This window comes from Serratia sp. CY47444, assembly GCF_052168635.1.
Taxonomy (GTDB): domain Bacteria; phylum Pseudomonadota; class Gammaproteobacteria; order Enterobacterales; family Enterobacteriaceae; genus Serratia; species Serratia bockelmannii.
In genome coordinates, this window is the sequence record NZ_JBJNMH010000011.1 from 89,141 (window position 1) to 109,925 (window position 20,785).

Sequence of the window (20,785 nt, forward strand, 5' to 3'; positions counted from 1 at the left end):
TTAAAGGGTGGATGTAAAAACAAGGGCCAGTATAGGGGCCACGACTTGGCGAATAAAGGGCAAAAGACCAATCGATGAGATAGCTTTTACCTATTAAATTCATTAATTAAATTTGACAGGCTTTAAAAATAACCTTTTCCCACAAAAGGGCAAGCGGCAAAGCGTAAATTCTTGCAAGGCGCTGCAATTTCAAACGCTTGAGCTTGACCTCAGAGCGTTTTTTCCTTCGCCTGCCGCATCATTTGTGGATAAAACTGCCAGAATTGTGTTTCAAGCTGATGATAGTGTCGCTCGACGTCGGCGAACGAGCCTGCCAGGGCATCGAGGCGCGGACGGCGGCTGGCCATGCCCTGCAATACCCGGGCGATGAACGGCAATTCGGCGTAGCGTTCCAGCCAGCGTTCCGGCCACAGATAGCCGTTCAGGTTCTGAAAGCGTGGCGGCGTGAGCGGCAGGTAAGGTTCGATCTGGCTGCGGGCTTCCTGGGTAAACTGGTGCAGGTCGCGTGAGGGCTCCAACTGCTGCCAGTGGCGCGCCAAAAAATGGTCCCACACCACGTCGAGGGTGATCGGCGCCACGCGGCGGTAGGGGGCGCTGAAATAGTCGCGGCAGGCTTTGACCTGCGGCAGGCTGTCGGTCAGCACGTCGACGCGACGGTGCATCATGATGCCGGCCACCACGTCGGGCTGGTAGTCGGCGGCTGGGTTGCCGCGCACGAAATCGGCCAGCAGGTTGCCCAGCAGCGAGCTGTCCGCCAGCATGGCCAGGTGAAGATGAGCGAGAAAATTCATCCCTCAACTATACCCGAAGTCAGGCAAATCCTCCTTATTTCTTGCCGCTGACCGCCCCCGGCTTTAGACTAGGCCGCCTGTTTTTTACCAACCAGCCATAAATTGAAGAAGTGAATACCCATGCGCGTCGCTGATTTTTCGTTTGAACTTCCCGAATCCCTGATTGCCCACTATCCCCAGGCCGAGCGCAGCGCATGCCGCCTGCTGCAGCTGGACGGGCCGAGCGGGGCGCTGACGCACGGCGTATTCACCGATCTGCTGGATAAGCTGGAAGCCGGCGACCTGCTGGTGTTCAACAATACCCGCGTGATCCCGGCGCGCATGTTCGGCCGCAAGGTCAGCGGTGGCAAGATAGAAGTGCTGGTGGAGCGCGTGCTGGACGACCATCGCGTGCTGGCGCACGTGCGCGCGTCGAAAGCGCCCAAGCCGGGCGCCGAGCTGCTGTTGGGGGATGATGAGAGCATCGCCGCTACCATGGTGGCGCGCCACGAGACGCTGTTCGAGCTGCGCTTCAACGACGAACGCGATGTATTCACCATTCTCAACGCGGCCGGCCACATGCCGCTGCCGCCTTATATCGCTCGCCCGGATGAAGACGCCGACCGTGAGCTGTATCAGACGGTCTACAGCGAGAAACCGGGCGCGGTCGCCGCGCCGACCGCCGGCCTGCACTTCGACGAACCGCTGCTGGCGGCGCTGCGCGCCAAAGGCGTGGAAATGGCGTTCGTGACGCTGCACGTCGGCGCCGGCACCTTCCAGCCGGTGCGCGTGGAAACCATCGAAGATCACGTGATGCACGCCGAATACGCCGAAGTGCCGCAGGACGTGGTCGATGCGGTGCTGGCCTGCAAAGCGCGCGGCAAGCGCGTCGTGGCGGTGGGCACCACCTCGGTGCGCTCGCTGGAAAGCGCCGCTGCGGCCAGCAAAGAGGCGCTGATTGCGCCGTTCTTCGGCGACACCAGCATCTTTATCTATCCGGGCTATCACTACCAGGTGATCGACGCGCTGGTGACCAATTTCCACCTGCCGGAGTCCACCCTGATCATGCTGGTGTCGGCCTTCGCCGGCTACAAAAATACCATGAACGCCTATCAGCAGGCGGTGGCCGAGCAGTACCGCTTTTTCAGCTACGGCGATGCGATGTTCATCAGCCGTAATCCGCAGGCGGAAAACGAGTCCGTCGGCGGTTAATTTCCCGGGCTGCGCCCACGGCGCGGCCCCGTTTCAACGACATCAGACTGTTTCTCTGATGCTGGAGGCTTTGTGAAGTACGAACTACAAACTACCGATGGCCGCGCACGCCGCGGCCGCCTGATTTTCGACCGCGGCGTGGTGGAAACCCCGGCCTTTATGCCGGTCGGCACCTACGGCACGGTCAAGGGCATGACGCCGGAAGAAGTGAAAGAGACCGGCGCGCAGATCCTGCTGGGCAACACCTTCCACCTGTGGCTGCGCCCGGGCCAGGAGATCATGAAGCTGCACGGCGATCTGCACGATTTCATGCAGTGGCCGGGCCCGATCCTCACCGACTCCGGCGGTTTCCAGGTGTTCAGCCTGGGGGCGATGCGCAAGATCAAAGAGGAAGGCGTGTACTTCCGCAACCCGATCAACGGCGACAAGGTGTTCCTGAGCCCGGAAAAATCGATGGAAATCCAGTATGACTTGGGTTCCGACATCGTGATGATCTTCGACGAATGCACGCCGTACCCGGCCGACTGGGACTACGCCAAGCGTTCGATGGAAATGTCGCTGCGCTGGGCGCAGCGCAGCCGCAAGCGTTTCGACGAGCTGGAAAATAAAAATGCGCTGTTCGGCATCATTCAGGGCGGCGTTTACGAAGATTTACGTGATGTTTCCGTCAAAGGGCTGGTGGATATCGGCTTTGACGGGTACGCTGTGGGCGGCTTGGCTGTAGGCGAGCCGAAAGAGGATATGCATCGCATTCTTGAACACGTTTGCCCGCAAATTCCGGAAGATAAGCCACGCTATTTGATGGGCGTCGGCAAGCCGGAAGATTTGGTGGAAGGCGTGCGCCGCGGCATCGACATGTTCGACTGCGTTATGCCGACCCGCAACGCCCGCAACGGCCATTTGTTCGTGACTGACGGTGTGGTAAAAATCCGTAATGCCAAGCACAAGGATGATACTTCTCCGCTGGATAAGGACTGTGATTGCTACACGTGTCGCCATTACAGCCGCGCCTACTTGCACCATCTCGACCGTTGCAACGAAATATTGGGTGCTCGACTGAACACAATTCATAACCTGCGTCACTACCAGCGCCTGATGGCGGGTTTACGCCAGGCTATCGAAGAGGGTAAATTAGAGCAGTTTGTTGCGGATTTCTATGGTCGGATCGGCAAGCCGATTCCGCCTTTAAACGCTTGATCTAATAATTGATAACTTAATGAGGGAATTTCAATGAGCTTTTTCATTTCTGACGCCGTCGCATCCGCAGGGGCTCCGGCTCAGGGAAGCCCGTACTCTCTGATCATTATGCTGGTGGTGTTCGGCCTGATCTTCTACTTCATGATCCTGCGCCCACAGCAGAAACGCGCGAAAGATCACAAGAAGCTGATGGACTCCATCGGTAAAGGCGACGAAGTGCTGACCACCGGCGGCCTGATCGGTCGTGTGACCAAAGTGGCCGACACCGGCATCATCGCCATCGCGCTGAACGACACCACGGAAGTGATGATCAAGCGTGACTTCGTGGCGGCCGTTCTGCCGAAAGGTACCATGAAGGCCCTGTAATCTTTTTTCCCGAAGGGAATTGCCGTGCTAAACCGTTATCCTTTGTGGAAGTATCTGATGTTGATCGTCGTGATCCTCGTCGGTCTGCTTTATGCGCTTCCCAACATCTACGGTGAGGATCCGGCCGTACAAATCACTGGCGCGCGCGGCGTCGCCGCCAGTGAAACTACGCTGGACCAGGTCCGTACCGTATTAGAAAAAGACAACATCGCGAGCAAGTCGATTGCGCTGGAAAATGGCGCTATCCTGGCTCGCTTTAAAGATCCTGACGTTCAGCTGCGCGCCCGCGAAGCGCTGGTGACCGAGCTGGGTGACAAATTCGTCGTGGCGCTGAACCTGGCGCCGGCCACGCCGACCTGGCTGGCCATGCTGGGCGCAGAACCGATGAAACTCGGCCTGGACCTGCGCGGCGGCGTGCACTTCCTGATGGAAGTGGACATGGACACCGCGTTGAGCAAGCTGCAGGAACAGACCATGGATACCCTGCGCAGCGAGCTGCGCGAGAAGGGCATTCCTTACGCGTCTATCCGCAAGCTGGACAACAACGGCGTGGAAGTTCGCTTCCGTGACGATGCGGCTCGCGACCAGGCCATCAGCTACATCGGCCCGCGTCAGCGCGATCTGGTGCTGTCCGCCAACGGCGCCAACACCATGAAAGCGAACCTGACGGACGCCCGTCTGAGCGAAGCGCGTGAATACGCCGTCCAGCAGAACATCACTATCCTGCGTAACCGCGTCAACCAGCTCGGCGTCGCCGAACCGCTGGTGCAGCGCCAGGGCGCCGACCGCATCGTGGTCGAGCTGCCGGGCATTCAGGACACCGCGCGCGCCAAAGAAATTCTGGGCGCCACCGCGACCCTCGAATTCCGTCTGGTGAACACCAATGCGGACGCCACCGCGGCGGCCAATGGCCGCGTGCCGGGCGATTCCGAGGTGAAATATACCCGCGACGGCCAGCCGATCGTGCTGTACAAGCGCGTGATCCTGACCGGTGACCACATCACCGACTCCACCTCGAGCACCGACGAATACAACCAGCCGCAGGTTAACATCTCGCTGGATAGCGCCGGCGGCACGTCCATGTCCAACTTCACCAAGGACAACATCGGCAAGCCGATGGCGACCCTGTTCGTGGAGTATAAGGACAGCGGTAAGAAAGACGCCAACGGCCGTGCGGTGCTGGTGAAACAGGAAGAAGTGATCAACGTGGCGAACATTCAGTCGCGTCTGGGCAACAGCTTCCGCATCACCGGTATCGGCAACCCGAACGAAGCGCGTCAGCTTTCGCTGCTGTTGCGTGCGGGTGCGCTGATCGCGCCGATTCAGATCGTTGAAGAGCGCACCATCGGTCCAACCCTGGGTCAGCAGAACATTACCCAAGGTCTGGAAGCCTGTCTGTGGGGCCTGGTGGCGTCCATCGTCTTCATGGTGGTCTGGTACCGTAAGTTCGGCGTGATCGCCACCACGGCGCTGGTCGCTAACCTGGTGCTGATCGTCGGCGTGATGTCCCTGTTGCCGGGGGCGACGCTGACCATGCCGGGCATTGCCGGGATCGTGTTGACGCTGGCGGTGGCGGTCGACGCCAACGTACTGATTAACGAACGTATCAAGGAAGAGCTGAAGAATGGCCGGTCCGTTCAGCAGGCAATCCATGAGGGCTATAAAGGCGCGTTCTCCAGTATCGTCGACGCCAACATCACCACGCTGATCACCGCGGTCATCCTGTACGCAGTGGGCACCGGTTCGATCAAAGGCTTTGCGATCACCACCGCGATCGGTGTGGCGACGTCCATGTTCACCGCGATTGTCGGTACCCGTGCCATCGTCAACCTGCTTTACGGCGGCAAACGCATTAACAAGCTGTCTATCTGAGGAGTGCGTTGTGGCACAGGATTATACTGTTGAGCAACTCAACTACGGCCGTAAAGTCTACGACTTTATGCGCTGGGACTATTTGGCCTTCGGCATCTCGTTGCTGCTGTTGGTCGCGTCGATCGTCACCATGTCGGTGCGCGGGTTTAACTGGGGTCTGGATTTCACCGGCGGTACGGTGATTGAAATCAACCTGGAGAAGCCGGCTAACCTTGACCTGATGCGCGACACGCTGGAGAAGGCCGGGTTCCAGGATCCGATCATCCAGAACTTCGGCAGCAGCCGCGACGTGATGGTGCGCATGCCACCGGCGACCGGCACCGCAGGCCAGGAACTGGGCAACAAGGTGATCGGCGTGATCAACGACTCGGTGGATAAAAACGCCACCGTGAAGCGCATCGAGTTCGTCGGCCCGAGCGTGGGCAGCGAGCTGGCGCAAACCGGCGGCATGGCGCTGCTGGTGGCGTTGATCTGTATCCTGATCTACGTCGGTTTCCGCTTCGAATGGCGCCTGGCGCTGGGGGCGGTTATCGCGCTGGCGCACGACGTGATCATCACGCTGGGCGTGCTGTCGCTGTTCCACATCGAGATTGACCTGACCATCGTCGCTTCCCTGATGTCGGTTATCGGTTACTCGCTGAACGACAGCATCGTGGTCTCCGACCGTATTCGTGAGAACTTCCGCAAGATCCGCCGCGGTACGCCTTACGAGATCATGAACGTGTCGTTGACCCAGACGCTGAGCCGTACGCTGATGACTTCCGGTACTACCCTGATGGTGGTGCTGATGCTGTACATCTTCGGTGGCGCGATGCTGCAAGGCTTCTCGCTGGCGATGCTGATCGGCGTGTCGATCGGTACCGTTTCCTCCATCTACGTCGCGTCCGCGCTGGCGTTGAAGCTGGGGATGAAACGCGAGCACATGCTGCAGCAAAAAGTGGAAAAAGAGGGCGCGGATCAGCCTTCGATTCTGCCTTAACCGCCGCAGTATTCAGCGAAATGAGAAGGAGCGCCAATGGCGCTCCTTTTTTTTGCTTTGGGTTTCAGCGTTGCTGCACCACCGCCGGTTGGGCGGTGGCCACCAGACTGTGCAGACGGATATAGCCGAGCTGTTCCGGCGTCAGGCCGCTGAAGCGTAGCTCGAAGTCCTGACCGGGTTTCGGCAGCAGCGAGTCGGCGCTGGCGATCGGTTGCGACAGCGCTTCGGCGGTCAACGGCCGGCCGGTGGCTTCATCCAGCTGGCCCCATTCCACCACGGCTTTGAACGGCGGCAGCGTAGCCTGTGAGAGGATGCGCACATGCAGCTGCGCCTGCGTGCCGTTGGCTTCGCTCTTGATGTGGCTCAGCGAAACGCTCAGTTCGCCGATGCTGCTCTGCAAACGGGCAGCGCTTCGAGCCGCCGGCAGCAGGTAGACGCCATTGTCGGAGTGCTGATTGAGCAAATTCTGCCGCTCCAGTGCGGTGGTTTGGTCGGTCAGTACGCTCACTTTCTGGTTCAGCGCGGCGACCTGATGGCGCAGCTGAGGCACGGCGGTGTTGTGCGCGCAGCCCGCCAGCAAAATGGCGGCGGCGAGCAGGGCGATTTTAGGGTAACAGGTTGTCATGACGGCGATTTCCTATGCTGAGTCTCCTGCTATCAAGCTTAGTCCGCATAGTGGTGAAAGTCATATCGCTGCCACCTTCCCGCCGCCTGTCGCAACAAATGGCCGCCGCCCTTTGTTGTGGCTGCACTTCGGGTTAAACTGCATTTATCTATAAAAAACGTTTATCAGGACGTGTTATGCATTGCCCTTTCTGCGCCGCCGTTGATACCAAAGTCATCGATTCCCGCCTGGTGGGGGACGGTTCGCAAGTGCGCCGCCGCCGCCAGTGTCTGGTATGCAATGAACGCTTCACCACCTTCGAGGTGGCCGAGCTGGTGATGCCGCGAGTGATTAAAAGCGATGAGGTGCGCGAGCCGTTCAACGAAGACAAACTGCGTCGCGGCATGCTGAAAGCGCTGGAAAAGCGCCCGGTCAGCTCGGACGATGTGGAAAACGCCCTTAATCATATCAAATCCCAACTGCGCGCCACCGGCGAACGCGAAGTGCCGACCAAGTTAGTCGGCAATCTGGTGATGGACGCGCTGAAAAAGCTGGATAAGGTGGCCTACATTCGCTTCGCGTCGGTGTATCGCAGCTTCGAAGACGTGCGCGAGTTCGGTGAAGAGATTGCCCGCCTGCAAGACTAAAGGATCTTTCATGCATCACGACGAATTTTACATGGCGCGCGCCTTCGAACTGGCGCGGCTGGGGCGTTTCACCACCGCGCCCAATCCGAACGTCGGCTGCGTTATCGTGCGCGACGGCGAAATTGTCGGTGAAGGCTATCATCTGCGCGCCGGCGAGCCGCATGCGGAAGTGCACGCGCTGCGCATGGCGGGCGACAAGGCGCGCGGCGCCACTGCCTATGTCACGCTCGAACCGTGCAGTCACCACGGCCGCACGCCGCCCTGCGCCGATGCGCTGGTGGCCGCCGGCGTGACGCGGGTGGTCGCGGCGATGCAAGATCCCAATCCTCAGGTGGCGGGGCGCGGCTTGTACAAGCTGCAGCAAGCCGGCGTCGAAGTCCGTCATGGCCTGATGCTGGCCGAGGCCGAAGCGGTCAACCTGGGCTTCCTCAAACGCATGCGCACCGGTTTCCCCTATGTGCAGCTGAAGCTGGGCGCGTCGCTGGACGGCCGCACGGCGATGGCCTCCGGCGAAAGCCAGTGGATCACCTCACCCGAAGCGCGTCAGGACGTGCAGCGCCTGCGCGCGCAGAGCGCCGCCATTCTCAGCACCAGCGCCACCGTGCTGGCGGACGATCCGTCGCTGACGGTGCGTTGGGATGAGCTGGACGCCGAGACGCAGCGCCTCTATCCGCGCGAAAATCTGCGCCAGCCGCTGCGCATCCTGCTCGACAGCCAAAATCGCATTACCCCGCAGCACCGCGTGGTGCAGCAGCCGGGCGCTACCTGGCTGGCGCGCCTGCAGGCGGATGAACAGGCCTGGCCGCAAGAGGTCGAACAGTTTATCTGCCCGGCGCACGGCGGCGGCATCGATCTGGTGGTGATGATGATGCTGTTGGCCAAGCGCCAGGTGAATTCAATCTGGGTAGAGGCGGGCGCAACGCTGGCCGGCGCGCTGCTGCAGGCTGGCCTGGTGGATGAGCTCATTTTGTACATCGCGCCGAAACTGTTGGGCGATAATGGCCGTGGCCTGTGTCATCTGCCGGGCCTGGAACGGCTGGCCGACGCGCCGGAATTCGTCTTTAGTGACGTGCGTCAGGTTGGCCCCGATCTGCGTTTGCGCCTGCGGGCGAAACACTGAATCTCGCGCCCGCGCGCCGGTTTTACAAAAGCGCCGCGCAGGCGGTGAAAGAATATGATAGAATCCGCCCCCCTGCGGGGTATTGAACCCATTTTTAAGGAAAGCCCATGAAAGTTATCGAAGGTGTTGTTGCTACTCCAAATGCCCGTGTGGCGATCGCAATTGCACGTTTTAACAATTTCATCAACGACAGCCTGCTGGAAGGTGCTATCGACGCGCTGAAACGCATTGGTCAGGTTGCTGACGACAACATCACCGTTGTCTGGGTCCCGGGCGCTTACGAGCTGCCGCTGACGGCGAGCGTATTGGCCAAAACCGGCAAATACGACGCGGTTATCGCGCTGGGCACCGTTATCCGTGGGGGCACCGCGCACTTCGAATATGTAGCGGGCGAAGCCAGCTCCGGCATCGGCAACGTTGCGATGAATGCCGAAATCCCGGTTGCCTTTGGCGTGCTGACCACCGAAAGCATCGAACAGGCGATCGAACGCGCCGGCACCAAAGCGGGCAACAAGGGCGCTGAAGCCGCGCTGACCGCACTTGAAATGATTAATGTTATCAAAGCTATTAAAGCCTGAATTTAGTTAAGGGGAATTCCGTGAAACCTGCTGCTCGTCGCCGCGCTCGTGAGTGCGCTGTTCAAGCGCTTTACTCTTGGCAGTTGTCTAAAAACGACCTTGCCGATGTTGAACACCAGTTCCTGACGGAGCAGGATGTCAAAGATGTTGACGTCGCCTATTTTCGCGAGTTGCTGTCCGGCGCGGCAGTGAATGCAGGTATGCTGGACGAACTGATGGCGCCTTACCTGTCGCGTCAGCTCGAAGAGCTGGGCCAGGTGGAGCGCGCGGTGCTGCGCGTCGCGCTGTTTGAACTGAAAATGCGCGAGGATGTCCCTTATAAGGTGGCGATTAACGAAGCGATCGAGCTGGCGAAAACCTTCGGCGCGGAAGACAGCCACAAGTTTGTGAACGGGGTGCTGGATAAAGTGGCGCCAACCCTTCGCAAGAAAAAGTAAAACATTAAGGCCGGCATTCCCGGCCTTAATTTCTTCTAGTGGAATATCGATATGGCATGCGGCGAATTTGACCTCATTGCCCGCTATTTTGACCGGTTTAAGCGCGTGCGCCGGGATGTACAGTTGGGCATTGGAGATGACTGCGCACTGCTGGCAGTGCCGGAAAAACAGCTGGTGGCCGTCAGTACCGATACGCTGGTGGCGGGCATTCACTTCCTGCCGGACATCGATCCGGCCGATCTCGGTTACAAGGCGCTGGCGGTCAATCTGAGCGATCTGGCGGCGATGGGCGCCGATCCTGCGTGGCTCTCGCTGGCCCTGACCCTGCCGGAGGTGAACGAGCCGTGGCTGAAGGCCTTCAGCGACAGCCTGTTCGATCAGCTCAACTATTACGGCATGCAGCTGATTGGCGGCGATACCACGCGCGGCCCGCTGAGCATGACGTTGACCATTCAGGGGCTGATCCCGGCCGGCCGGGCGCTGACCCGCAGCGGCGCGCGCATCGGCGACTGGATCTATGTGACCGGCACGCTGGGCGACAGCGCCGCCGGTCTGGCGATCCTGCAGGATCGCCTGGCGGTGACGGATGCGGCGGCGCGCGATTATCTGGTCGCGCGTCATCTGCGGCCGCAGCCGCGGGTGTTGCAGGGGCAGGCGCTGCGCGATCTGGCCAGCTCGGCGATCGACATCTCCGATGGCCTGATTTCCGATCTGAAGCATATCCTGAAGGCCAGCGACTGTGGCGCACGCATCGTACTGGACGAGCTGCCGATGTCGCAGGCGCTGAGCAGCCACGCCGATGCCGAGCAGGCGCTGCGTTGGGCGCTGGCGGGCGGCGAAGATTATGAGCTGTGCTTCACCGTGCCGGAGATCAACCGCGGTGCGCTGGAAGTGGCGCTGAGCCACCTCGGAGCCGACTACACCTGTATCGGCCAAATTGGCCCGCTGTCTGAAGGTATTCGCTATTATCGCGACGATGAGGCGGTAGAGCTGGACTGGGCCGGTTTCGATCATTTCAACGCGGAGCCGGGCACCGATGGATGAAGCCAAGCGCCGGCTGCGGATGAGCAATCCGTGGCACCTGCTGGCCACCGGTTTTGGCAGCGGTTTGTCGCCGGTGATGCCGGGCACCATGGGATCGCTGGCGGCGATCCCGTTCTGGCTGCTGCTGATCCAACTGCCGTGGCAGCTTTACTCGCTGGCGGTGATGTTCAGCATTTGCATCGGTGTCTATATTTGCCATCGCACGGCAAAAGACATGAAGGTGCACGATCACGGCAGCATCGTCTGGGACGAGTTCGTCGGCATGTGGATCACGCTGATGGCGTTGCCGGTCAACGATTGGCGCTGGGTCGCCGCCGGTTTCGTCATCTTCCGTATTCTGGATATGTGGAAACCGTGGCCGATCCGCTGGTTCGACCGCAACGTGCATGGCGGCATGGGTATTATGGTCGACGATATCATCGCCGGCGTGCTGTCCGCCGGCATCATCTACCTGATTGGGCACCACTGGCCGATCGGGCTGTTCTGACAGACGGGCGCGCTTCTTCGCGCCCGCTTCTCTTTATTCAAACCCTGTCACCCGGTGCGGCACGTAAGCCGTCTCCAGTTCCGCCACCTCTTGCGGCGACAAACTCAAATCGACTGCGGCGATGGCGTCGTCCAGCTGTTCGCTGCGCGAAGCGCCGACGATCGGTGCGCTGACCGCCGGCTTGTTCAGCAGCCAGGCCAGCGCGATCTGCGCGCGTGACACGCCGCGTTCGTCGGCGAGGCTGGCGACGCGCTCGGCGATAATGGCGTCAATGCCTTCGGTTTCCTCGTACAGGCTCTTGCCGAACTGGTCGGAAACCAGCCGCGCGGTGGTTTCGCCCCAGGGGCGGGTCAGGCGGCCGCGCGCCAGCGGGCTCCACGGCAGCACGGCGATGCCTTCGGCGGCGCACAGCGGGTGCATCTCGCGCTCTTCTTCGCGCTGGATCAGGTTGTATTGATCCTGCATGCTGACGAAGCGCGTCCAGCCGTGCAGATCGGCGGTATACAGCGCTTTGGCGAACTGCCAGGCGTACATCGAGGAGGCGCCGATGTATCGCGCCTTACCGGCTTTCACCACGTCGTGCAGCGCTTCCAGCGTCTCTTCCAGCGGCGTTTCGTAATCCCAGCGATGGATTTGCAGCAAATCGACATAGTCGGTGCCCAGACGCCGCAGGCTGTCGTCGATGGATTGCATGATCTTGGCGCGCGACAAACCGCGCTCCAGGTTGCTCAGCGGGAAATACACCTTGGTGGCGATCACCACCTCCTCGCGGCGCGCATAGTCGCGCAGTGCCCGGCCGAGGATCTCCTCGCTGCTGCCGTCGGAATAGCTGTTGGCGGTGTCGAAAAAGTTGATGCCGGCTTCCAGCGCCTGTTTCAGCAGCGGACGGCTACTCTCTTCAGGCAGCGTCCAGGCGTGATTGCCGCGGTTCGGTTCGCCGTAGGTCATGCAACCCAGGCAGATGCGCGAGACGTTCAGATCGGTGTTGCCCAGTTTCAGGTACTTCATGCTTGCCTCCCATTCACAGCTCAGACAGTAACTGTAGCGCGGATCCCGAAGGGCGGAAACGAAAACGCCCCCGCAGGCGGGGGCGTTTGTCAGGTGTAGGCGGTGATTACTGCGCCTGCCAGGTTTCGATTTGGCGCTGAATACCGGCGGCGTCCAGCCCCAGATCGGCACGCAGCTCTTCCTGGCTGCCCTGCGAGACGAAGCTGTCCGGCAGGCCGAGGTTCAGCACAGGCACCGGGCGGCGTTTGGCCATCAGCAGTTCGTTAACGCCGCTACCGGCGCCGCCCATGATCGCGTTCTCTTCCAGCGTGACCAGCGTTTCATGGCTGGCGGCCAGTTCGAGCACCAACTGCTCGTCCAGCGGTTTGACGAAGCGCATGTCGACCAGCGTGGCGTTGAGCGCTTCCGCCGCTTGCGCGGCCTCCGGCAGCAGGGTGCCGAAGTTGAGAATGGCGATCTTTTCCCCCTGACGGCGCACCACGCCTTTGCCGATCGGCAGCAGGCTGAGCGGCTCCAGCGCAGCGCCGGTGCCGGTGCCGCGCGGATAGCGCACGGCGCTCGGGCCATCGTTATAGTGATAGCCGGTATACAGCATCTGCCGGCATTCGTTCTCGTCGCTTGGCGTCATGATCACCATGGTCGGGATGCAGCGCATGAACGACAGATCGAACGCCCCCTGATGGGTCTGGCCGTCGGCGCCGACGATGCCGCCGCGATCGATGGCGAACATCACCGGCAGGTTTTGGATCGCCACATCGTGGATCAACTGGTCGTAGGCGCGTTGCAGGAAGGTGGAATAGATCGCCACCACCGGCTTGTAGCCGCCGATCGCCAGCCCGGCGGCGAAAGTGACCGCGTGCTGCTCGGCGATCGCCACGTCGAAATATTGCTGCGGGTAGTCGCGAGAGAACTGCACCATGCCGGAGCCTTCGCGCATCGCCGGCGTGATCGCCATCAGCGAGCTGTCTTTGGCGGCGGTTTCACACAGCCAGTCGCCGAAGATTTTCGAATAGGTCGGCAGACCTCCGGCGCTTTTCGGCAGCGTGCCGCTGGCGGGATCGAACTTCGGCACCGCGTGGAAGCTGATCGGATCCTTCTCCGCCGGCGCGTAACCACGGCCTTTCTTGGTCATGATGTGCAACAGCTGTGGGCCTTTCAGATCGCGCATGTTTTTCAACGTGGCGACCAGGCCCTGTACGTCGTGCCCGTCTACCGGGCCGATGTAGTTGAAGCCCAGCTCTTCGAACAGCGTACCCGGCACCACCATGCCTTTCAGGTGCTCTTCGGTGCGTTTCACTAGCTCCTTGATCGGCGGCACGCCGGCCAGCACTTTCTTGCCGCCTTCGCGCAGGGTGGAGTAAAGCTTGCCGGACAGCAGCTGCGCCAGGTGATTGTTCAGCGCGCCGACGTTTTCCGAGATCGACATCTCGTTGTCGTTCAGCACCACCAGCATGTCCGGATTGATGTCGCCGGCGTGGTTCATCGCTTCGAACGCCATGCCGGCGGTAATGGCGCCGTCGCCGATCACACACACCGTGCGGCGGCCTTTGCCTTCACGCTCTGCCGCCACCGCCATGCCGAGGCCGGCGCTGATCGAGGTCGATGAGTGGCCGACCGACAGCACGTCGTATTCGCTTTCGGCGCGCCACGGGAAGGGGTGCAAGCCGTTCTTTTGCCGAATGGTGGCGATGCGGTCGCGACGGCCGGTCAGAATTTTGTGCGGGTAGGCCTGGTGGCCGACGTCCCACACCAGATGATCGAACGGCGTGTTGTAGACGAAATGCAACGCCACCGTCAGTTCGACGGTACCCAGCCCGGAGGCAAAGTGGCCGCTGGAACGACTGACGCTGTTCAGCAGGTATTGCCGCAGCTCATCGCACAGCTTCGGCAAGCTCTCTTTGGGCAGCGAGCGGAGTTCCTCGGGGTTTTCCGCTAGCGCCAGGGTTGGGTATTTGGCTATATCAAGACTCATTCGATACTCATATCAGAGGAGTTAACGTCACACGTTAATTGTCGCGTTCAATAATGAAGCTGGCTAACGCTCGCAATGGCGCTGTGTTATAAGATTGCGCTGCCAAAGTGTCCAATGCAGCTAATGCTTCCTGATAGAGATCCCACGCTTTTGCTTTCGCGCTGTCAAGCCCGAGTAACGCCGGGTAGGTACTCTTTCCGTGTTGTTGGTCCGCTCCCTGGCGCTTGCCGATTTTCTCAGTCTCGCCGACAACGTCCAAAATGTCATCCTGAACCTGGAACGCCAGACCAACCGCGGCGGCATAACGATCCAGCTCCGGCAGCGCCGCTCGCCCGGCTTCGCCGGCGCTCAGCGCGCCCAAGCGCACCGCCGCGCGGATCAGTGCGCCGGTTTTGTGGCGGTGGATCTGCTCTAGCGCCTGCAGATCGACGCGCTTGCCTTCGGCTTCCAGATCCAGTGATTGGCCGCCGCACATGCCGGCTACGCCGCTGGCGGTCGCCAGTTCGGAGACCATCGCCAGCCGATCGCGCAACGCCACGTCAGGCATTTCGGCATCGGCCAGGATCGAAAACGCCAGCGTTTGCAGCGCATCGCCGGCCAGGATCGCGTTGGCTTCGCCGAATTTAATGTGGCAGGTCGGCTGGCCGCGGCGCAGATCGTCGTCGTCCATCGCCGGCAGATCGTCGTGGATCAGCGAGTAGGCATGAATGCATTCCACCGCTGCCGCCGGCGCATCCAGGCTGCTCAGCGACACGCCGAACATCTGGCCGGTGGTGTAGACCAGGAACGGCCGTAGGCGCTTGCCGCCCAGTAAGGCGCCATGACGCATCGCCGCCACCATGTTGCCGTCGTTGAACGGCAGCGGGGCGATGAAGTCCAACAGCGCGCGATCGGCACGCTGGCGGAAAATCTGCATTTGATCGGCAAAAGCGGCCGATGGGGCGATCTCAGACATGTCGGTTACTCGGTATCCGGTGTGAAAGGCGTCAGCGCCGCATCGTCGGCGCTGTCGTTAAGGAGTATCTGCACACGCTGTTCCGCCTGTTGCAGTTTCTGCTGGCCTTGACGCGCCAGCTGTACGCCACGTTCGAACTCGTTCAGCGCGTCTTCCAGCGGCAATTCGCCTGACTCCAGACGCGTCACGATGCTTTCCAGCTCGCCGAGGGCGCTTTCAAAGCTGGCAGTTTGCTCTGTACTGGCTGATTGTGCTGGTTTTTTCGGCATAATTTTCTTTTTACGTCATCATGTGAACCGTGGCGCCAGAGCCTATCCTAGCGGATCTTGATTAGCAAATCATGGCGCTCATGTGTGGTTTTGTGCGCAGAGCACGGCGATATGGTGATATACTCCGCGCCGTAATTCTTATCTGACAACAAAGACCGCCATGAAGTTTATCATTAAATTGTTCCCGGAAATCACCATCAAGAGCCAATCTGTGCGCTTGCGCTTTATCAAGATTCTCTCGACCAATATTCGCAACGTCCTGAAGCAGTATGATGAAACGCTGGCGGTCGTCCGTCACTGGGATCATATCGAAGTTCGCGCCAAAGATGAAAACCAGCGGCCGATCATCGCCGACGCCCTGACGCGCATTCCCGGCATCCACCATATTTTGGAAGTGGAAGACCGCGCTTATACCGACATCCACCACATCTTCGAGCAGACGCTGGAAGCCTACCGCGCCCAGTTGGAAGGCAAAACCTTCTGCGTGCGCGTCAAACGCCGCGGCAAGCAGGCGTTCAATTCGCAGGACGTGGAGCGCTACGTCGGCGGCGGCCTGAACCAGCATATCGAGAGCGCGCGCGTTAACCTGACCCGCCCGCAGGTCACGGTAAACCTGGAGATTGAAGACGACAAGCTGATGCTGGTCAAACGCCGCCTCGAAGGCATCGGTGGTTACCCGGTCGGCACCCAGGAAGACGTACTGTCGCTGATTTCCGGCGGTTTCGACTCGGGCGTCTCCAGCTATATGTTGATGCGTCGCGGTTGCCGCGTGCACTTCTGCTTCTTCAACCTGGGCGGCGCTGCGCACGAGATCGGCGTGAAGCAGGTGGCACATTATCTCTGGAATCGCTTCGCCAGTTCGCACAAGGTGCGCTTCGTCGCTATCGACTTCGAGCCGGTGGTGGGCGAGATCCTGGAGAAGGTCGACGACGGCCAGATGGGCGTGGTGCTCAAGCGCATGATGGTGCGCGCCGCTTCGCAAGTGGCCGAACGCTACGGCGTGCAGGCGCTGGTGACCGGTGAGGCGCTGGGGCAGGTCTCCAGCCAGACGCTGACCAACCTGCGCTTGATCGACAATGCATCCGATACCTTGATCCTGCGTCCGCTGATCTCGCACGATAAAGAGCACATCATCAAGCTGGCGCGCGAAATCGGCACTGAAGACTTCGCCAAAACCATGCCGGAATATTGCGGTGTGATTTCGAAGAGCCCGACGGTAAAAGCCGTCAAGGCCAAGATCGAAGAGGAAGAGAGCCACTTCGATTTCAGCATTCTTGACCGCGTGGTGAGCGAGGCGAAGAACGTTGATATCCGCTCTATCGCCGAACAGACGCAGGAACAGGTGACCGAGGTGGAAACCGTCGCGGCCTTCGGCGCCGACGAGGTGATCCTGGATATCCGCTCCAACGACGAGCAGGAAGAGAAACCGCTGCAGCTGGAACAGGTTGAAGTGAAAGCGCTGCCGTTCTACAAGCTGAGCACCCAGTTTGGTAATCTGGACCAGAGCAAAACCTACCTGCTGTACTGCGAGCGCGGCGTGATGAGCCGCCTGCAGGCGCTGTACCTGTTGGAGCAGGGCTTCAACAACGTGAAGGTTTATCGCCCGTAACGCACGGAGCGGCATCAACGAAAAGGGCTGAACCGATGTTCAGCCCTTTTTTTATCGGCAAGCCGCTCAGTCGCGGAAGTCGTACATCCCCGGGATCAGCACCAGCTGCGCGGCGATCTCCGCCGCCTTGGCTTTACCAAGCAGCAGGTCTATCAGCTTCAGCGCGAACTCCATCGCGGTGCCCGGCCCCTGGCTGGTGAGCAGGTTGACGCGGGCATCGTACACCACGCGGCGCTCCATCCATTTATCCGCCGGTATCTGGTCTTTCAGGCCCGGGAAGCCGGTCATGTTGCCGATCGGGAACAGATCGTGGTGTTGCAGCACCAGCGCCGGCGCCGCGCAGATGGCGGCGACGATGTTGCCCTGCAGATGCATTTGCCGCACCTTCTCCACCAGCAGCGGGCTGTCGCGGAAGCATTCCGCGCCTTTCAGGCCGCCGGGCAGCACGATGGCGTCGAACGGCTCATCGACGATCGCCACCAGCGGCGCGTCGGCCAGCAGCTTGACGCCGCGCGAACAGACGATAGTCAGCTCGCCGTCGCCGGCAACGCTGGCGGTAGTGACTTTTACGCCCGCCCGCACCAGCAGGTCGATGGTGGTGACGGCTTCGGTTTCTTCGCTACCAGGTGCCAGGCAGACCAGCGCCGATACGCTCATATTCATTTTCCTTTCGTTTAATCAATTCAAACAGCCGCGCATTCTCCGGCAGCGTGAGGCCGTGGCTGCGCGCGCGGCGCAGCAGGTAACCGGTGATGTAGTCGATCTCGGTGTGCCGCTGGCTGCGGATGTCCTGCAGCATCGACGAAATGTTGTCGGCGGTGCTGTGGATCACGTCCATCACGTATTGCATCAGGCCTTCACAGGAGGTGTGGTAGCCCTCCATCGCCATCACGCTGGCGACTTCACGGCACAGCGTTTCGATCTGTTCCGGGTAACGCTGCAGGTCGCCGTTGCGGCAGCCGTACAGCGCCGTCAGTGGGTTGATCACGCAGTTGACCGCCAGCTTGCGCCAGTTGGCCGAGGCGATATTGTTGTGCCAGGCGACGTCAGGCAGTGCCTGATGCAGCACTTCCGCCAGGTGGCTGAGGTGTTGGGCGGCCGGCGAGGTTGGGCCGATGTGGGTGATGCCGGTGGCGACGTGGATAATGGTGCTGCCTTCGTGGCGCGCAGCGTGGGTGGTGGTGCCCTGCAGGATGGGCTGGCCGTTCGGCGGCAGCTCTTCCTGGGTGCCCATGCCGTTGTGCAGCAGCAAAATAGCGCACTGGGGGTCCAGCTTCGGCAGCAGCGCGCTGACCGCGCTGGACACCTGCCAGGCTTTTAGCGTCACCAGCAGCAGCTCGCTTTGCGCAAGATGCTCCGGATCGTTGGTGGGCAAATTGCGATTGAACGAGACGCCTTCCGGCTCTATCACGTTCACTGCGCAAAAAGGCTGTGGCACTCTTAGCCATCCCTGTACATCGTGGCCCTGCTGATACAGCCGGGAGAGCCACAGTTGTCCGAGCGCGCCGCAACCAAGAATGGTTATTTTCATTCAGTCTCCTTGGAAACACGGGAATACCGCTCAATTACCGTGAATTAACTATAGGCTTTATGGCAGCCCGAAGCGCTATCCCTGCGTGCGTTCAGCAGATTTTGTCTGAGGCGGCAAAGCGGTTATCATGCTCGGCATCAAAATCGCCTAAGCTATTAGGCACTCATTCAGGAGGAAGAAGTATGCCATCTTTCGACATCGTTTCCGAAATTGATATGCAGGAAGTGCGTAACGCCGTTGAGAACGCTACCCGCGATCTCGGTACCCGCTGGGATTTTCGCAACGTGCCGGCCAGCTTTGAGCTAAACGAGAAAGACCAAAGCATCAAGGTTGCCACCGAGTCTGATTTCCAGGTGCAACAGCTGCTCGACATTCTGCGCGAAAAGCTGAGCAAGCGCAGCATCGACGGCGCTGCGCTGGAGATCCCGGAAGAGTTTACCCACAGCGGCAAAACCTACAGCGTGGAAGCCAAGCTGAAGCAGGGGATTGAAACCTCTGTGGCGAAGAAAATCGTCAAGCTGATCAAAGACAGCAAGCTGAAGGTGCAGGCGCAGATCCAGGGTGAAGAAGTACGGGTGACCGGCAAGTCACGCGACGATTTGCAGAGCGTGATGGCGCTGGTGCGCGGCGGCGATCTGGGGCAGCCGTTCCAGTTCAAGAACTTCCGCGATTAATCTCTACGGGGCCGGCATTGCCGGCCCTGATTCTTTACAGCGAATTGACCAGCGCTTCCAGCTGACCGCGATTAGTCTGCTTAGTATCCACCTTGACGTAGGCGCTGCGCTCTTCCGGCACGACTATCGCCTCGGCCACACCGGGCTGTGCCTTCAGGCGGCTTTCCAGCGCCGAATCCTTCACCGCCAGTTCCGACAGCGTAATGCGCAGGCTGCTGACATACGGCGGCTCTTTCATGGTGCTGCTGACCAGGAACCAGACTGCGGCCAGCACGGCGCCGGCGATAAACACCAAGCCCGCCCCCTGCAAACCGTACAGCCAGCCTCCGAGGCTGCCGCCGATCGCCACGCCGATAAACTGGCTGGTGGAGTAGACCCCCATCGCGGTGCCCTTGTAGCCGGCCGGTGATTCTTTGCTGATCAGTGAAGGCAGAATGGCTTCCATCACGTTGAAGGCCATGAAGAACAGCTGCACGCCGGCGATGATGCCCCATAGATGAGCGCCGGAGAGCCACAGCAGCACTTCGGCGCAAAACAGCACCGCCACGCAGCCCATAAACACCTGCTTCATGCGGCGATATTTTTCGGCATAGATGATGAACGGCACCACGGCGGCGAACGACACCAGCATGGTCACCAGGTAGACGATCCAGTGTTCGCTGGCCGCCAGCCCGGCTTTCTCCATCGCTAGCGGCAGCGCCACGAAGCTCGACATCAGCAGGATATGCAGGCACATGATGCCGAAGTTGAGCTTCAGCAGGCGCGAGTTGCTCAGCACTTTGCGGAAGCTGCCGCGCACGATGCTGGACTCGCGGTTCAGCAGATGGGTATCGGCGGAAGGTACTACTGCCAGAGTGATGACGATGCCGGCCAGCGCCAGCACGGCGATCATCCAGAACAACGCATGCAGGCCCAAGGCATGGGTGATGATGGGGCCCAGAACCATGGCGATGGCGAAGGTGATACCGAAGCTGACGCCGATGAACGCCATCGCTTTGGTGCGGTTCTGCTCGCGGGTCAGATCGGAGAGCAGCGCCATTACCGCGGCGGCGATGGCGCCGGAGCCTTGCAACGCGCGGCCGAGGATCACGCCCCAGATAGAGTCAGTGACGGCGGCGATCACGCTGCCGAGGGCAAAGATCAGTAGGCCGCCGACGATCAGCGGCTTGCGGCCTATGCGATCGGACACCAGGCCGAACGGGATCTGAAATACCGCCTGTGCCAGGCCGTAAATGCCGATGGCGATACCGATCAGCGCTTCGCTGGCGCCGTTGAGCGCCATGCCGTAGGTGGTCAGCACCGGCAGTACCATAAACATGCCGAGCATGCGCAGGGAGAATACGGTGCCCAATCCCCAGGTGGCGCGGCGCTCCTGCGGGGTCATTGAATTATCGTTCACATCAAACCTCTGTAAAAACCATGCCATCAGACGTTGCGACAGCGCCTGATGGCAT

22 protein-coding genes are annotated in these 20,785 nt (G+C 60.4%); 13 read left to right on the top strand and 9 right to left on the bottom strand.

Annotated features, from left to right (window positions below):
* Positions 1-209 precede the first annotated feature (209 nt).
* Positions 210-791 carry an ACP phosphodiesterase gene (locus tag ACJ8IL_RS15435; protein ID WP_173889166.1) on the bottom strand — a complete coding sequence of 194 codons (582 nt, stop codon included), beginning with the start codon at positions 789-791 and terminating at the stop codon, positions 210-212.
* A 120-nt stretch (positions 792-911) separates the two neighbouring features.
* Here ACJ8IL_RS15435 and queA point away from each other — a divergent pair, with 120 nt between their 5' ends.
* The 5 genes from queA to secF all read left to right on the top strand — a co-directional run bounded on the left by queA (position 912) and on the right by secF (position 6,396).
* Positions 912-1,982: a tRNA preQ1(34) S-adenosylmethionine ribosyltransferase-isomerase QueA gene (queA, locus tag ACJ8IL_RS15440; protein ID WP_016928878.1), complete on the top strand. Its 1,071-nt coding sequence runs from the start codon at positions 912-914 to the stop codon at positions 1,980-1,982.
* A 72-nt stretch (positions 1,983-2,054) separates the two neighbouring features.
* A complete protein-coding gene (gene tgt / locus ACJ8IL_RS15445; RefSeq protein WP_033634014.1) occupies positions 2,055-3,179 on the top strand; it encodes a tRNA guanosine(34) transglycosylase Tgt in 1,125 nt (374 codons plus the stop codon).
* A gap of 33 nt (positions 3,180-3,212) precedes the next feature.
* Entirely contained in the window at positions 3,213-3,545 is a 333-nt protein-coding gene (gene yajC / locus ACJ8IL_RS15450) for a preprotein translocase subunit YajC (protein WP_004940391.1), read from the top strand.
* 24 nt (positions 3,546-3,569) lie between these two features.
* Positions 3,570-5,417, top strand: a complete 1,848-nt coding sequence (gene secD, locus ACJ8IL_RS15455; protein WP_004940390.1) for a protein translocase subunit SecD — start codon at positions 3,570-3,572, stop codon at positions 5,415-5,417.
* Positions 5,418-5,427: 10 nt separating this feature from the next.
* The gene (gene secF / locus ACJ8IL_RS15460) at positions 5,428-6,396 is read left to right on the top strand and encodes a protein translocase subunit SecF (protein ID WP_004940389.1); all 969 of its coding nucleotides are present in this window, start codon (positions 5,428-5,430) and stop codon (positions 6,394-6,396) included.
* A gap of 64 nt (positions 6,397-6,460) precedes the next feature.
* Here secF and ACJ8IL_RS15465 read toward each other — a convergent pair whose 3' ends face one another.
* Positions 6,461-7,021, bottom strand: a complete 561-nt coding sequence (locus ACJ8IL_RS15465; RefSeq protein WP_442516650.1) for a DUF3251 domain-containing protein — start codon at positions 7,019-7,021, stop codon at positions 6,461-6,463.
* Between the two features lie 176 nt (positions 7,022-7,197).
* Between ACJ8IL_RS15465 and nrdR the strand changes: the two genes are divergently transcribed.
* The 6 genes from nrdR (at position 7,198) to pgpA (ending at position 11,313) form a co-directional block, all read left to right on the top strand.
* Positions 7,198-7,647, top strand: coding sequence for a transcriptional regulator NrdR (nrdR, locus tag ACJ8IL_RS15470; protein WP_004940387.1), 450 nt, complete (start codon positions 7,198-7,200; stop codon positions 7,645-7,647).
* 10 nt (positions 7,648-7,657) lie between these two features.
* Positions 7,658-8,767 (top strand): bifunctional diaminohydroxyphosphoribosylaminopyrimidine deaminase/5-amino-6-(5-phosphoribosylamino)uracil reductase RibD, encoded by a 1,110-nt coding sequence (ribD, locus tag ACJ8IL_RS15475; RefSeq protein ID WP_025301750.1) that lies wholly within the window; start codon positions 7,658-7,660, stop codon positions 8,765-8,767.
* 107 nt (positions 8,768-8,874) lie between these two features.
* Positions 8,875-9,345 (top strand): 6,7-dimethyl-8-ribityllumazine synthase, encoded by a 471-nt coding sequence (gene ribH / locus ACJ8IL_RS15480; protein ID WP_004940385.1) that lies wholly within the window; start codon positions 8,875-8,877, stop codon positions 9,343-9,345.
* Between the two features lie 20 nt (positions 9,346-9,365).
* Positions 9,366-9,782: a transcription antitermination factor NusB gene (gene nusB, locus ACJ8IL_RS15485; RefSeq protein WP_004940384.1), complete on the top strand. Its 417-nt coding sequence runs from the start codon at positions 9,366-9,368 to the stop codon at positions 9,780-9,782.
* 51 nt (positions 9,783-9,833) lie between these two features.
* Positions 9,834-10,826, top strand: a complete 993-nt coding sequence (thiL, locus tag ACJ8IL_RS15490) for a thiamine-phosphate kinase (RefSeq protein ID WP_043135634.1) — start codon at positions 9,834-9,836, stop codon at positions 10,824-10,826.
* Positions 10,819-11,313, top strand: coding sequence for a phosphatidylglycerophosphatase A (gene pgpA / locus ACJ8IL_RS15495; protein WP_004940382.1), 495 nt, complete (start codon positions 10,819-10,821; stop codon positions 11,311-11,313). Before thiL ends, pgpA begins: the two co-directional genes overlap by 8 nt.
* Before the next feature lie 33 nt (positions 11,314-11,346).
* Here the strand turns inward: pgpA and ACJ8IL_RS15500 are convergent, their stop codons facing one another.
* The 4 genes from ACJ8IL_RS15500 to xseB form a co-directional block, all read right to left on the bottom strand.
* The gene (locus ACJ8IL_RS15500) at positions 11,347-12,321 is read right to left on the bottom strand and encodes an aldo/keto reductase (RefSeq protein WP_049206201.1); all 975 of its coding nucleotides are present in this window, start codon (positions 12,319-12,321) and stop codon (positions 11,347-11,349) included.
* Between the two features lie 106 nt (positions 12,322-12,427).
* The gene (gene dxs, locus ACJ8IL_RS15505; RefSeq protein ID WP_049209302.1) at positions 12,428-14,293 is read right to left on the bottom strand and encodes a 1-deoxy-D-xylulose-5-phosphate synthase; all 1,866 of its coding nucleotides are present in this window, start codon (positions 14,291-14,293) and stop codon (positions 12,428-12,430) included.
* Between the two features lie 34 nt (positions 14,294-14,327).
* On the bottom strand, positions 14,328-15,248 hold the full coding sequence (gene ispA / locus ACJ8IL_RS15510) for a (2E,6E)-farnesyl diphosphate synthase (protein WP_442516651.1): 921 nt from the start codon (positions 15,246-15,248) through the stop codon (positions 14,328-14,330).
* Positions 15,249-15,253: 5 nt separating this feature from the next.
* Positions 15,254-15,517 (bottom strand): exodeoxyribonuclease VII small subunit, encoded by a 264-nt coding sequence (xseB, locus tag ACJ8IL_RS15515; RefSeq protein WP_025301755.1) that lies wholly within the window; start codon positions 15,515-15,517, stop codon positions 15,254-15,256.
* Between the two features lie 160 nt (positions 15,518-15,677).
* Between xseB and thiI the strand changes: the two genes are divergently transcribed.
* Entirely contained in the window at positions 15,678-17,126 is a 1,449-nt protein-coding gene (gene thiI, locus ACJ8IL_RS15520; protein WP_025301756.1) for a tRNA uracil 4-sulfurtransferase ThiI, read from the top strand.
* 66 nt (positions 17,127-17,192) lie between these two features.
* Here thiI and yajL read toward each other — a convergent pair whose 3' ends face one another.
* Both yajL and panE read right to left on the bottom strand, forming a co-directional pair.
* Positions 17,193-17,783: a protein deglycase YajL gene (yajL, locus tag ACJ8IL_RS15525; protein WP_043135643.1), complete on the bottom strand. Its 591-nt coding sequence runs from the start codon at positions 17,781-17,783 to the stop codon at positions 17,193-17,195.
* Positions 17,746-18,657: a 2-dehydropantoate 2-reductase gene (panE, locus tag ACJ8IL_RS15530; RefSeq protein WP_049209304.1), complete on the bottom strand. Its 912-nt coding sequence runs from the start codon at positions 18,655-18,657 to the stop codon at positions 17,746-17,748. Before panE ends, yajL begins: the two co-directional genes overlap by 38 nt.
* 182 nt (positions 18,658-18,839) lie before the next feature.
* On the opposite strand from panE, the gene ACJ8IL_RS15535 reads away from it, so the two are divergent.
* The gene (locus ACJ8IL_RS15535) at positions 18,840-19,331 is read left to right on the top strand and encodes a YajQ family cyclic di-GMP-binding protein (RefSeq protein ID WP_025301759.1); all 492 of its coding nucleotides are present in this window, start codon (positions 18,840-18,842) and stop codon (positions 19,329-19,331) included.
* 34 nt (positions 19,332-19,365) lie between these two features.
* Here ACJ8IL_RS15535 and ACJ8IL_RS15540 read toward each other — a convergent pair whose 3' ends face one another.
* Positions 19,366-20,730: an MFS transporter gene (locus ACJ8IL_RS15540; RefSeq protein ID WP_025301760.1), complete on the bottom strand. Its 1,365-nt coding sequence runs from the start codon at positions 20,728-20,730 to the stop codon at positions 19,366-19,368.
* Positions 20,731-20,785 lie beyond the last annotated feature (55 nt).